Origin of the sequence: Jatrophihabitans sp., from assembly GCF_036389215.1 — a bacterium.
In the GTDB taxonomy this organism is placed as follows: domain Bacteria; phylum Actinomycetota; class Actinomycetes; order Mycobacteriales; family Jatrophihabitantaceae; genus Jatrophihabitans_A.
Genome location: NZ_DASVQG010000200.1, coordinates 1 through 12,220 on the forward strand (window position 1 = coordinate 1; position 12,220 = coordinate 12,220).

General features: G+C 69.5%; 13 protein-coding genes. 3 read left to right on the top strand and 10 right to left on the bottom strand.

Annotation, left to right across the window (positions count from 1 at the left end):
• Positions 1-90 precede the first annotated feature (90 nt).
• The 5 genes from VF542_RS10770 to VF542_RS10790 all read right to left on the bottom strand — a co-directional run bounded on the left by VF542_RS10770 (position 91) and on the right by VF542_RS10790 (position 3,557).
• A complete protein-coding gene (locus VF542_RS10770) occupies positions 91-1,350 on the bottom strand; it encodes an MFS transporter (protein ID WP_408651708.1) in 1,260 nt (419 codons plus the stop codon).
• Positions 1,347-1,955: an ArsR/SmtB family transcription factor gene (locus VF542_RS10775; RefSeq protein ID WP_408651709.1), complete on the bottom strand. Its 609-nt coding sequence runs from the start codon at positions 1,953-1,955 to the stop codon at positions 1,347-1,349. Before VF542_RS10775 ends, VF542_RS10770 begins: the two co-directional genes overlap by 4 nt.
• A 106-nt stretch (positions 1,956-2,061) precedes the next feature.
• A complete protein-coding gene (locus tag VF542_RS10780; protein WP_408651710.1) occupies positions 2,062-2,358 on the bottom strand; it encodes a hypothetical protein in 297 nt (98 codons plus the stop codon).
• A 101-nt stretch (positions 2,359-2,459) separates the two neighbouring features.
• Positions 2,460-2,894, bottom strand: a complete 435-nt coding sequence (locus VF542_RS10785) for a VOC family protein (protein ID WP_408651711.1) — start codon at positions 2,892-2,894, stop codon at positions 2,460-2,462.
• 84 nt (positions 2,895-2,978) lie between these two features.
• A complete protein-coding gene (locus VF542_RS10790; RefSeq protein ID WP_408651712.1) occupies positions 2,979-3,557 on the bottom strand; it encodes a GNAT family N-acetyltransferase in 579 nt (192 codons plus the stop codon).
• 55 nt (positions 3,558-3,612) lie between these two features.
• Between VF542_RS10790 and VF542_RS10795 the strand changes: the two genes are divergently transcribed.
• The gene (locus VF542_RS10795) at positions 3,613-4,266 is read left to right on the top strand and encodes a class I SAM-dependent DNA methyltransferase (RefSeq protein ID WP_408651713.1); all 654 of its coding nucleotides are present in this window, start codon (positions 3,613-3,615) and stop codon (positions 4,264-4,266) included.
• A 154-nt stretch (positions 4,267-4,420) separates the two neighbouring features.
• Here the strand turns inward: VF542_RS10795 and lanKC are convergent, their stop codons facing one another.
• Positions 4,421-7,120 (bottom strand): class III lanthionine synthetase LanKC, encoded by a 2,700-nt coding sequence (gene lanKC, locus VF542_RS10800; RefSeq protein WP_408651714.1) that lies wholly within the window; start codon positions 7,118-7,120, stop codon positions 4,421-4,423.
• Between the two features lie 228 nt (positions 7,121-7,348).
• Between lanKC and VF542_RS10805 the strand changes: the two genes are divergently transcribed.
• Positions 7,349-8,707, top strand: a complete 1,359-nt coding sequence (locus tag VF542_RS10805; RefSeq protein WP_408651715.1) for a serine hydrolase domain-containing protein — start codon at positions 7,349-7,351, stop codon at positions 8,705-8,707.
• A gap of 34 nt (positions 8,708-8,741) precedes the next feature.
• On the opposite strand, the gene VF542_RS10810 is transcribed toward VF542_RS10805, so the two are convergent.
• From VF542_RS10810 to VF542_RS10820, 3 genes are all read right to left on the bottom strand, one after another.
• Entirely contained in the window at positions 8,742-9,968 is a 1,227-nt protein-coding gene (locus tag VF542_RS10810; protein ID WP_408651716.1) for a Dyp-type peroxidase, read from the bottom strand.
• A gap of 40 nt (positions 9,969-10,008) precedes the next feature.
• Positions 10,009-10,806: an EfeM/EfeO family lipoprotein gene (locus tag VF542_RS10815; RefSeq protein ID WP_408651717.1), complete on the bottom strand. Its 798-nt coding sequence runs from the start codon at positions 10,804-10,806 to the stop codon at positions 10,009-10,011.
• A 170-nt stretch (positions 10,807-10,976) separates the two neighbouring features.
• On the bottom strand, positions 10,977-11,207 hold the full coding sequence (locus VF542_RS10820) for a hypothetical protein (protein WP_408651718.1): 231 nt from the start codon (positions 11,205-11,207) through the stop codon (positions 10,977-10,979).
• A gap of 117 nt (positions 11,208-11,324) precedes the next feature.
• On the opposite strand from VF542_RS10820, the gene VF542_RS10825 reads away from it, so the two are divergent.
• Positions 11,325-11,801 carry a DUF4440 domain-containing protein gene (locus VF542_RS10825; RefSeq protein ID WP_408651719.1) on the top strand — a complete coding sequence of 159 codons (477 nt, stop codon included), beginning with the start codon at positions 11,325-11,327 and terminating at the stop codon, positions 11,799-11,801.
• On the opposite strand, the gene VF542_RS10830 is transcribed toward VF542_RS10825, so the two are convergent.
• On the bottom strand, positions 11,795-12,220 hold a 426-nt coding region (locus tag VF542_RS10830; RefSeq protein WP_408651720.1), incomplete at its 5' end, for a DinB family protein. The genes VF542_RS10825 and VF542_RS10830 overlap by 7 nt on opposite strands.

Consider the following 12,220-nt stretch of genomic DNA (forward strand, 5'->3'; position numbering starts at 1 on the left):
GACGTTGACCGCACGGAGGAATGCCACGAAGCGCGCCACCGCACCATCCCACCACAGGATGGTGGCTCAGCGACGGAGCCGCCGCCGTGATCACTCGTCGTGGGTAGCGCTCAGCGTGCGGATGGCGGGTATCGCCGATCCGGTCAACCACAGCACGGACAGTGCGCCGCCGGCGGCGGCGATGAGCAGGGTGGCTCGCAGGCCGATCAGCGTGCCGAGCAGGCCTCCCGCGATCGATCCGATGGGTCGGATCCCGTAGTTCACGGTGCTGAACGCACCGGCGACGCGGCCGCGCAGGCCGTCGGAGACGACGCTGGTCATGAGGGCATTGAGATTGACGTCGAACAGCATCACGCCGATGCCGGAAAGTAACTCCGCGCCCGCCAGGGCAGCGGCCCGGACCCACAGCGGTCCCTCCGCTGCCGCCGCGATCGCGATGGGCGCCGGGAACAGCACCGCTCCTATGGTGATGCTTCGACCGACGCCTATCAGCGCCGAGACCCTGGGGGCGATCACGGCGCCGAGCAGCGCCCCGATCGAGCCGATCCCGAACGCCAACCCGATCACGCCCGCCGTCAGGCCCAGCATGCGGCTGGCGAACAGCACCAGCAGCCCGCTGGAAAGGAAGGTGAAGAAGTTGATGGTGGTCGCGCACCCGAGGGCGGCGCGCAGGACCGGATGGCGCAGGACATAGCCCATGCCCTCGCGCGCTCGCTGCGAGACAGAGGCCGAGGGCGCGGCGACGACCGCGGGTTCGGTCAGCGGGATCCGGCCCAGGAGGAGCGCGGAGCCCAGAAAGGACAGTGCGTCGACCACGACGGCGACCGGAGCGGTGAACGCCTGCACCAGGGCGCCACCGAGGGCAGGGCCGGCGACATAGGAGGCCGACCGCGTCGTGCTGAGCTTGCTGTTGGCCTCGACGTAGGAGGACCGCGGAACGAGGTGGGCGAAGAACGCCGAGTAGGCGGTGTTGAACAGCACGCCACCGGCCCCGGTGATGAGGGCCACCGCGTACAGCTGACCGAGCGACACCCCGCCGAGCAGCAGCGCCACGGGCAGGCTCGTCAGCACCCCGGCGCGCAGCAGATCCGCCCACACCATCAGGCGGCGCTTGCGGGTGCGCTGGTCGATCCACGAGCCGAGGAAGACCCCGACCAGGTTCGGTATCCAGACCAGGGCCGTCAGCAACGACACCTGAAAGGCCGAGGCCCGCAGCGTCGCCACCGCGATCAGCGGCAGCGCGAGCTCGGAGACGCGATCACCGAACTGGGACACCGTCTGCCCGGCCCAGAACGACCGGAACCGCGGGTCGCGCCACAAGGACGCCGGGGCTCCTGCCACCGTGCTCACGATGCAGGGCTGCTTGCCTCGTCCTCGGCTTCGGGCAGGACATAGCGCAGCAGGCGCACCCCCCGGCTGCCGGCCGGCCGCTCGTCGGGACCGCGGAGCACGTAGGGCGCCAGAACCTGCTCGATCGCATCAGCGATCCGCTCGAGTTCCGGTGCGGACACCACGACGCGGGTGTTCGACACGCCGGCCAACCTGCGCCATGCCGGGTCGAGTCCCGGTTCCACCTCCTCGAGCCAGCGAGGAAGGAGCTCCGCCGCCCGGGCGAAGAGGTGCTCGGACAGCACCCTGGCCGCCGAGGCACCGTCGGCGTCCGCAGGGTCGGCGGGGAACTCGAACCGGAAGCCTCGTGCCACGGCTTCCCATCGGCGGGCGCGCCGGTCCGGACCTGGCTCGCTGTCGCGCACCAAACCGAAACCGGCCAGGTGCCGAAGATGCCAACTGGTCACCGACGGAGTCGCTCCCACCTTGGGGGAGAGCTCGGTCGCGGTAGCGGGCCCATGTTGGCGAAGTTGGTCCAGGAGTGAGAGGCGCACCGGATGGGCGAGGGCGCGCATCGTGTGCGGATCGGTGATCTCAGTGTCACCCAGGCGGTTACCGGCTCTCACGATGCGAGAGTCTTCTCTCACAAAATGTGAGAGTCAAGTCTCACAATCGGTGGACGGTGGATGCATGGCAGCTGCCGATAACGCCCTCGCCCCGGCCGCCGAAGAACTAGCTCCTGCCGATCATCACGTCCAACGGCTCGAACTCGGTCAGGTCCGGAGGAGGCCCGGCCATCGGAACGCCCGCACGAACCATCGCCGGTATGACGACCTCCTCGTTGAACTTGTTCGAAGCCTCCTGTGATTCCCAGACCTCGATCACCTCGAAGCCGCCGTCGATCTGTCTCCCGATGTGGCACAGCAGGCCCTCGGCTTGCTTGCCTCCCAGTGCCTCGAGGACTGCCCGGTGTGCGGTTTCGTACGTCCCGTCCGGTGCTTGGACCCTGGCAATCATCCCGTAACTCATGTTCGCCTCCCACGGCGCAGCTGGCCAGATGCCCTCATCTGACTCCCATCGAGCCTGGTGGTCAACCGATTGCTGGTCGACCCCTGCCGCCGGCGCCGGTCTCAGACGGCGAAGATCTGGGCGTCGTCGGCGAAGGCCTTGAACTCCAAGGCATTGCCCGCCGGATCGAGGAGGAACATCGTCCACTGCTCGCCGGCCTGGCCCTCGAATCGCAGGTACGGCTCGATGACGAACACGGTGCCCGCCGCCCGCAGCCGGTCAGCGAGCTCCTGGAACTGCGCGACCTGCAGCAGCAGCCCGAAGTGCGGCACCGGCACGTCGTGGCCGTCGACCCGGTTGTGTGCCCGCTGGGCGCGGCGGCCCGGGGCCAGGTGCGTGACGAACTGGTGGCCGTGCAGGTTCCAGTCGATCCAGGTGTCGGCGCTGCGGCCCTGGGCCAGACCCAGCACCTTGCCGTAGAAGTGCCGCGCCGCGGCCAGGTCGTCAACCGGCACCGCCAGGTGGAAGCGAGGCAGCGATGAGTTCGCGTGGGTCACGATGCGTGTCCTGCCTTTGGAGAGAAGGGTGAACGTGCGGCGGCTGGCTGGAGGTGCACGAGGCTACCCGGCGCGCACACCAGGTCAGCGCAGGTCCAGCCGCATGACCACCCGCGGAAACCCGCCCGAGACGGCCTCGGTGTCGGCGGCCTTGGTGAACCCCGCTCGTTCGAACAACTTCCGGGTCCCCACGTAGGCCATCGTCAGATCGACCTTGCGGCCGGCGTTGTCCACCGGATACCCCTCGACCGCCGGCGCGCCGTGCGACCGCGCATAGCCCACCGCACCGTCGAGCAGGGCGTGCGAGATGCCCTTGCCGCGGTGGCCGGGACGCACTCGGATGCACCACACCGACCAGACCGGCAGGTCATCGACCTGCGGGATCTTCTTCGACCGAGCGAACGGCAGCTCCGAGCGCGGCGCCACCGCGGCCCATCCGACGACCACGTCCTCGTCATGGGCCAGCACCCCCGGCGCGACAGCACGGCCGCACAGCTCGCGGACGAACTCTCCCCGGGCAGGCCCGACCAGCTCCCGGTTGGTCTTGGAGTCCACGCGGTGGCTCAGACACCAGCACACCGACGAGGAGAGATTCTTCGGCCCCAGCATGATCGCGACGTCATCGAACCTGGCCGCCGTCGCAGGCGTGACGGAGATGCTCACCCACGCAACGCTAACCGGCTCCGCAACCCACTCCGGGCGGCCCTAGCATCACAAGATGGATCAGACGGAGGCGGTTCGTCGCTACTTCGACGCCCAGGCCGACAGCTACGACGAGTACACCGGTGACGGCGCCTGGACTCCTAATCAGTACCTGGCCGGCGTGCTGGACACGCTCGCGGCCGGGCAGGTCGAGGTACGCACGGCGTTGGACCTGGGTGCGGGGACCGGGCAGACACTGGAGGTCGTCCGCGCCGCCTACCCGCAGGCGAGGCTGTCGGCCAGCGACCTGTCGGCGGCCATGCTGCAACGCGCTGCCCTCAGGGTGCCCGACGCCCATCTCGAGGTCGCGGACATCTCCAGTCACGTTGCCCGGTTGACCGAATCCTTCGACCTCGTCACCGCGATCGGGTGCCTGGAGCTGGTCGGCGACCTGCTGACCGTGCTGCCGCGGCTGATGCGGCACGTCAACCCTGGTGGCCATGTTGCGCTGACCACCCAAGCACTGATCGACGGGCAGGGCGCCGAGCATGCCAGCACCGCCCTGGCCGGAGCCGACGGCGATGCCCCGCGCTGGTGCTACAGCTGGTCGACCGCCCAGCTGCTGCGAGCACTGCCCGGCGGCCAACTGCGCTCCAGCCACCTGTTCACCGCCTACCACCGCGCCGGCAAGCCCGTGCTGTACGAGTTGTTGCTGATCGGCAAGGGGTGAATGGCATGTGCTGGGGGTTGGGAACAGCTGGATGCCTGCCGGGCACGGTTGCCCGAAGCCCGGCAGGCAACAGGCGGCCTAGCCGCACCAGCAGCTCAAGCGGACGCTGCTGGAGCTGTCGATGTCGCAGCGGTACTCCTCTGCTTCGACCTCTTCAGCCTGCAACTGCAGGACTTCTTCCATGTTGATCCCTCCTTTCCGTCACAGGTGGCTGGACAGTGTCCCTCGGCGCCGGCAGGTGCACGTCGAGGAGATCCAGGGGACTCGGCGCCGGATCGATCAGCTGGTGTACGGCCAGCAGGATCCCGGCTGAGCCGGACCAGAGGTCGGCGGACAGCCGGACCCCGGGCTCGCCGAGCCAGCCCACCCCCTCGTCCTGGGAGATCGCGTAGCGGAACAGCCCTCGCGCGCTGGTGAAAGCCGCGTCGACGAGGTCGGGGCGGCCGAGCCGCCGTCCCGCTCCGGCCAGCACCGAGGCGAGACCCGCCAAGCCGGGAAACAGCCCCGGAAGCGCGGTGAACCGGATCGAGCAGGCCCGCAGGCACTGTTCGAGCACGTCGGCGGCGCGGAGCGTGGAGCCGTCCTCGAACTCCGCGTCCGGGCGGTGCGCGAGGTAGCGCGAGAGCACCGAGGCCTGCCCGGCGCTGCCTGCGAACAGGTAGGGGTAGATGCGCCGGTCGGTCTGCGAGGCCTTGAACTGCAGCCCATCCCCCGGTACCCGTTCGGCGTAAGCCAACTCTTGGCCCAACAAGCGCATGCCCCGAGCGAACAGGCGGTTGTCGCCGGTAACTCGGTAGGTGTAGTACAGCGCGAGCGCCACGCCGGCCCGGCCGCCCACCAGCCCCGACCGCCTGGTCGGGCTCAGCCGGGTTTCGAGCGCGTCGCCGTCAGGGACGTCAAGAAGCAGCCGCTGGGCCGCCTCCAGCCAACGCTGCTCCCCGGTACGGTGATGATGAATCAGCAGGCCGAGCGCGGTGCCGGCCGCGCCTGCCCCGAGGGTGGCCGACGTGCCGTTGAGCGGATGCTTCGCCGCCGCGGCGAGCAGGGTCTCGGCCGCCTCGCCTTCGCCCAGTTCGGCCAGTACGCAGGCTATTCCCGCGCTTCCGAACAGCAGTCCCGGAGCGCTGGTGGAGGCCGCGGCCACCGCCTCGTCCCGAAGCCTGCGGACCACCCGCCGGTCGCACCCGCGACCGGCGCGACGCAACGCGTAGAGCACCCCCGCGGTGCCGGCCGCCACGGCCCGGGTGTCTGTCCGGTAACCCAACGGGACGGTCGGATACACCCGCGCTGGGTGGTCCGGCTGGGCCATCGCCTCCAGCGAGTCCGCGGTCCGGGCTGCCAGCCGGCGCAGGGCTGCCACGGTGTCCGCGCGGACGTCCTGCGGCGTGGGCAGCGGGCAACGCTCGGCGCGGTCGCGGTACTGAGTGGCCCACTGCCACAGCCGCGGCTCCACCGGCGCCACGTCGGCCAGGTCGGCACGCAGGTGGTCGAGGGCCGGTGGGTGACGTTCGGCGATCTCGTGCACCGGGAACAGCAGCAGCAGCGCCAGAGCCGCCAGCCCGTAGCGGTCGAGTTCCCGGGGGTCGCCCTTGAGTGCCGACTCGGGATCGGGATGCCGGTAGCCGGGAGTGCCCATGAACCGCTGGATGGCCCCGATCGGCTGCACTGCCTCGAAGTCGATCAGCCGGATCCGGTCATCCTCGACCAGCACGTTGTTCGGGCTCAGATCGATGAAGACGAACCCGATCTCGTGCAGCCGTCGCAAGTGGGCGTGCAGTTGGTCGAGCAGGGCCAGGCTTCGACGGTAGTAGTCGGCGAACGCCTCGGCGGTCGGCCCGATGCGCAGCGCCGGGTTGTTGGCGAGCATCCACCGGTACAGCGAGATGCCGGGCACCAGTTCGGTGACGAGATAGCTGTGTTCCCAGTGCTGGAACAACTCCACCGGCCGCGGACACAGGCCGGGTTCCCGGCTGTGGATCGCCCGCAGCGCCAGGTACTCGGTGTTCAAACGGGTCTTGGCGTCGTCGCCGTCATCGGTGTAGCCGTTGTGCGCCTTCGCCTCTTTGAAGAACACCGATTCGCCGGACGCGGAGCGGAACCGGTACGCGCCGCCGGCGTTGCTCTGCCGGATCACCGCCTCGAAGGTGTAGCCGTGCAGCGTGACCGGGCCCTTGGGCTTGGGCGGCTTGGGCGGCTTGGGCGGCTTGGGCGGCGCCGGGGCCGCCTCGTCCGGCTCCGGCCGGAACGGGTCGGACACACCGGGCGGCAGGTGGAACTTCGGAAGGCGCTGGTCGTCGATCTCCTCGCCGCCCTCCCCCAGCATGCTGTGCACCCGGTTCCCGTCCGCGTCCAGCCGCATCCGGCCGCGGAACGCCCCGTAGCGGTAGGACACGCAGACGCTCGTGCCGAACCGGCGGTCGGTGAGTACCAACGGCCCGTCGATTCCTGACAGTTCTGCCTCCAGCCGCCGGAGCAGCAGCAACGCGCACTGCTCCGTCGGTGGGTACAGGGCGCAGAACTTGCCTGCCTGCACCCGGTGCGCATGCTTGCCGTGCATCAGCAAGAAGGTGCGGTGACCAGCGAGGTGCTTGAAGGAGACACCGAGTTCGGCACACGCCGCCGACACCACCATGAGCACGGACTGCGCGTTGGCCAGCGAGCTGGACACGTGCACCTTCCATCCCTGCTCGGGAAGGACGAGACCAGCCGGGCCCCAGTGGGTCCACGCTCCCGAGTCCTGCCGCGTCCAGCCGGGCGGCAGCGGGCCCGGGTGGTAGCGCGGACCCGGGTCGGCAGTGTCCGCGGGCTGGTAGAAGTCCGGATCGGCGAGCAGGTAGGCAAGGTCGTCAGCCATCTGGCACTCCTTCCCCGAGCCGTGTACGCCCACCCGCGTCGGCACTAGGGACCCGAAGGGAGCTGGCGTCAACACCGGGGCGATCAACGTACATCTCCGGACTAAACAGGACAAGACCCTTAATCCGCTCATTGCGCTGATTCCTTCAGACGAGCGATCGCTCACCCGTGGCCCGAGGCGCCAGAGCCGGAGCACCTAAGCTTCAGCAGAGCAGTGCGGCAACTGCCGATGACGGAGAGGCGGCAAGGCGTGGTCGGGCAGGACACCCTCGATTACTACCGCGGCTGGCTGGCCTACCGCCGCTGGTTCCTGCGGATTCCCGGCGTGCAGGCCTGCGTGGCCGAGGACGGCATCCAGCGCCTGTCAGCCGCGCTGGGCACGGCGGACGAGCCCGCCGGCACACCCCTCACCGAGCGGCACCTGTTCCGGATCGCCTCACACTCCAAGTCGTTCACCGCGGTGCTGGTGCTGCGGCTGGTCGAGCAGGGCCGGTTGCGGCTCGACGATCCGGTCGCCGCGCACGTGCCCGGTCTGGTGGGCAGCGCGCTGGCCGGCATCACCCTGCGCGAACTGCTCAGCCACGGCGGCGGGGTGATCCGCGACAGCGAGGACGGCGACTTCTGGCAGCTGGAGCGGCCGTATCCGGACCGGGAGGAGCTGGTGCGGATCACCGCCGAGCCGTCCGCGGCGGTACTGCCCCGGCACGAGCGGTTCAAGTACTCCAACATCGCCTACGGCGTGCTCGGCCTGGTGGTCGAGCAGGTGACCGGAACTACCTTCGACGAAGCCATCCGCAAGGAGGTCCTCGACCCGCTGGGCCTGTCCGACATCGGGCCCGAGTTCCTCCCCGGGCGACGGGACGAGTTCGCCGCCGGGCACAGCTCGCTCTCCTACGCCACCGAGCGAACGGTGATCGACCACGTCAGCACCGCCGCGCTCGCCCCGGCTACCGGGTTCTTCGCCACCGCCGCCGACCTGGTGAGCTTCTACAGCGCGCTGCTGCCCGGTGATGACCGGCTGCTCAGCGACGACTCGCTGCGCCAGCTCCGGCACCGGATGTGGGACGTCAAGGAAACCGAGTCCGGGTACGCGCTCGGCGTGTCCCTGAACCGGGTCGGCGAGCATGAACTGTACGGGCACGGCGGCGGCTTCCCCGGCCACATCACCAGAACCCTCGCCTGCCCGAAGCGCCGGACGGTGGCCTCGGTGCTCACCAACGCCGTCGACGGGCCGGCCGAGCCGCTGGCCATGGCGCTGTTCCACCTGATGGATGTGGCCGCGTCCGCGACGCACCAGCCGGCACCGGCGGGCGCCAGGTTCGCCGGCCGGTTCTCCACCCTGTGGGGGGTGCAGGACGTCGCGCTGCTCGACGGCCGGCTGTTCGCGCTCAACCCCATGGTCGCCAACCCGGCCGACGACCCGGTGGCACTGGAGGTCGTCGACGAGACCTCGCTGAAGATGGTCAGCGGTCCGGGTGGCGCCTCGATCGGTGAGCTGATGCGCTACGACTTCGCGCCGGACGGCACCATCCGTTCGGTACGTGGCGGCAGCGGCATGACCATGCACCCGTTCCAACAACCCGCCTGACCAACGACTCGGCTGAGGTATCAGCCGCCGAAGCTCAGCCGAACAAACCCTGGCCGAGGTAGCCGCCGAACTCAGAAACGCCCGGCGGCACCACGAAGTAGCCGCCGCCGAAGGGCTGGATGTAGTCGATCATCGGCTCGCCGGCCAGCCGCAGTTGGGTGGCCTCGAACTGGTCCTGGATGTTCTGCTGGTAGCTGCAGAAGATCAGCCCGGTCTCGGAGTTGCCGTTGCGCGACATCCCGTGGTTCTCGTAGTTGTAGCCGCGGCGCAGCATCCGGTTGCGGTCGGTCTCCGGGGTGCGCGGGTTGGCCAGCCGGATGTGGGCGTCCAGCGGGATCACCGCCCCGTCCGGGTCGGCCGCGTAGTCGGGGATGTCGGTCTCGCTGGTGCCGTCCAGCGGCGCGCCCTCGTCCCGGTCCCGGCCGATGATCGCGTTCTGTTCCGGAATCCCTACCCGGTCCCAGAACTCGACCAGCATCCGGATCAGCCGGACAACCATGAAGGTGCCGCCGACCGCCCAGTCCGGTTGGCCCGAGTCCTTGCCGATCCAGACCAGCCCCTCGTCCTCGGCGGGGTTGACGATGCCGTCCTTGTAGCCGAACAGGTTGCGTGGTGCGCCGGACGGGCGCGGGCCTGAGTGAAAGCCGAGGATCTTCCATTCCAGCTGCATCATGCCGCGGGTCGCGCGGGTGAGGTCGCGCAGCGCGTGGTGCACCGAATCGCCGGCGTTCGAGCAGACCTGCAGCACCAGGTCGCCGCCGGTCCAGTCCGGCTCCGGCGAGTCGTTCGGGAACACCGGCATGGTGGTCAGCCCGCGCGGGCGCATGCCGGTCAGGCCGTACCGGTCGGTGAAGATGCCCGCCCCCAGGCCGACCGTCACCGTCACCGCGTCCGGCGGGACCTGGGCTCCGAGCACGCCACTGTCCAGGCCACCGATCTCGCTCTCCCGCGGCGGGCTCTGGGTCGGCAACGACCCTTCGCTGAGCGAGTGGATGTGGCTGGTGAGGGTTTGCAGCAGCAGCTGCAGGCCGGCACTGTCCTCGACCAGCAACCGGAAGGCGGCGAAGCAGGCGGATTTCTGCAGGAAGTCCGGGCGGTAGATGCCGGCCTGGTTGTCCCCCAGGAACGGCACCGAGATGGTGGACGGATCCGGAGCGCCGCCCTTGTCCGCGGCCTGGGCGGGCCGGCTCACCCCCAGGGTGCCGGCCGCGGCGAGCGTGCCGGCCGCACCGCGCAGGAAGTTACGACGATTGACGCTCATGAGGGCCTCTTCAGATGCCGATCGGGGGTCAGGTCAGCGGTTACTGGACTTTGCCGAGCACCGACGGGATCCGGTACAGCGCCTCCAGCGCGGCCCCGATCGCGCCGTTGACCGGCTGCCGCTGGTGCTTGGTCAGGGTGCTGTAGTCCGGCCAGGCGCCGTCGACCATCGAGGCGTTCAGCGCGGCATCGAGCTTGTCCAGCGCGGCCTTGGACTGGTCGTAGGGACTGTGGCCCAGTACCGGGGTGGGGATGAGCGGTTTGAGTTCCTCCAGTACCACCCGGGTGCCGAGCACGTCCCCGGAGGTCAGCGCGTAGGCCATCCCCGAGCCGTAGTCGTCCTGCCCGGACAGGTGATCGCGCAACGCGTCCTCGAGGATCTCGTGGCAGCGGATCGGCATCTCGGTGGGCACGATCGGAAGCTTGTCGAGACTGCCGCGCAGGCCGTCGACATCGGCGGCAAGCCGGTCGACGTGCACGCGCAGGTCAGGCAGCCTTTCCCCGTGGTACAGGCCGTATTCGATCCGGTGCAGGCCGGTGAAGGCCGGGTCGGCGACTCCCAGCGGCAGGTCGTTGGCCAGGCCACCGATCGCCGTGCCGGCCGCCGCGAAGCTGCCGTAGGCAGCACCCACCTGCTGCCAGGTGAACTGCGCGGCCAGCCACCGGCGCTGTGCCGACGAGCGGTCGTTGCCGGGCAGCCCGGCCCGCAGCCTCGCCACGTCCGAGGCGAGCTGGTCCAGCATCTGGCCGACGTAGCGGCGGTACTGCTCGACCACCGCGCCGAGGGGGGTGCCGGCGCGCCCGAGCGTCGGCTGGGCGGTGGCAGGACTGAGCCGCATGCTGGGCCTCGATGTGAATAGGATGAAAGAGGTCGATGAGGTACGAAACCTCGCAAACTTGCCAAGGATGCCATGCGACTGCCGTCGCGTCCAGACCAGGAGTCAGACTCCCGGAGAACGCCTTACTCGCACTGCGTCAATCACATCGGCGTCAATCACATCGGCGTCAATCACATGGGCGGGCGAGATCGGATGGCATCGAGCCTGCGTCCCGCGGCCCGCCGGGCGCTGATCCCGGCAATAACCGCCCCGATGAAGAGCATGACCTGGGGCCAGGCACCGTGATCCCCGCCGGACAGCGCCGCGCCGACGATCATGACGACAACTCCGGCCAGCACGCCGGCGATCTCGAGCTTCGACGGTCGTGGCAAGCGCCGGTTCTGCGGGCCTGAGCGAGTCACCCGGCCAGTGTGTCAGTACAAATCCTCGGAAATCTTGCGTATGGCTCGATTTTTCGTGAAGCACAGCAGTGGGACTGGACCCCCGCACACCTGGTGTCCACTCGCTACGGTGGCACCGTGAGCAGCCATCAGCACACCGACGGCGTGGCCGCCGACCGGGCCGCGATCGCGGATATCGTCCGGACCTTCTTCGCCGCCTTCACCTCCGGCCCCGACAGCGCCGCCCGACTCGATGCGCTGCGAGCGGCGTTCCTTCCCGAAGCGGTGATCATCCGGACCTGCGGAGGCGAGCCCGCCGTCTACGATCTCGACAGCTTCATCGCACCCCGGCAGGCGTTGCTGTCCGGCGGCACGCTGGTCGACTTCCGCGAGTGGGAGCTGTCCGGGCACACGGAGATGTTCGGCGACATCGCCCAGCACTTCTGCGGTTACGCCAAGGCGGGTGTGCAGGACGGTAAGCCCTTCACCGCGCGGGGAATGAAGACGCTGCAGTTCATCCGAACCTCTGCCGGCTGGCGGATCAGCGCCGCCGCCTGGGACGACGAACGAGACGGCCTGAGGATCGAGCCGGACGCGCCCCGCCCGGCCTACTGACCGAGGCGCCCGTCGATGCGCTCGCGCAGCAGGTCGGCATGGCCGTTGTGGCGGGCGTACTCCTCGATCATGTGCACCAGCAGCTCGCGCAGCGAGATCGGATCACCGTTGCTGTCGGCTCCCACGAAGTCCAGCTCGGTCTCGCGGGTGAACTGCTCGGCGAAGGCGACCTCCTCCCGCCATGCCGCCCACGCCTCCTCCACGACCGCCGGATCGGCCACCGCACCGTCGAAGTCGCCGTCCGGGTCCTCCTCGGACTGGTAGCGCCTGGGTGCGTCCTGGCCGGCGAAGCGCCGGCGGAACCAGCCGCGTTCCACCTCGGCCATGTGCCGAAGCAGACCGAGCAGCGACATCGTCGACGGCTCGACCGCGCGGCGAGCCAGCTGCTCGGCATCCAGCCCCTCGCATTTCAGCTGCAG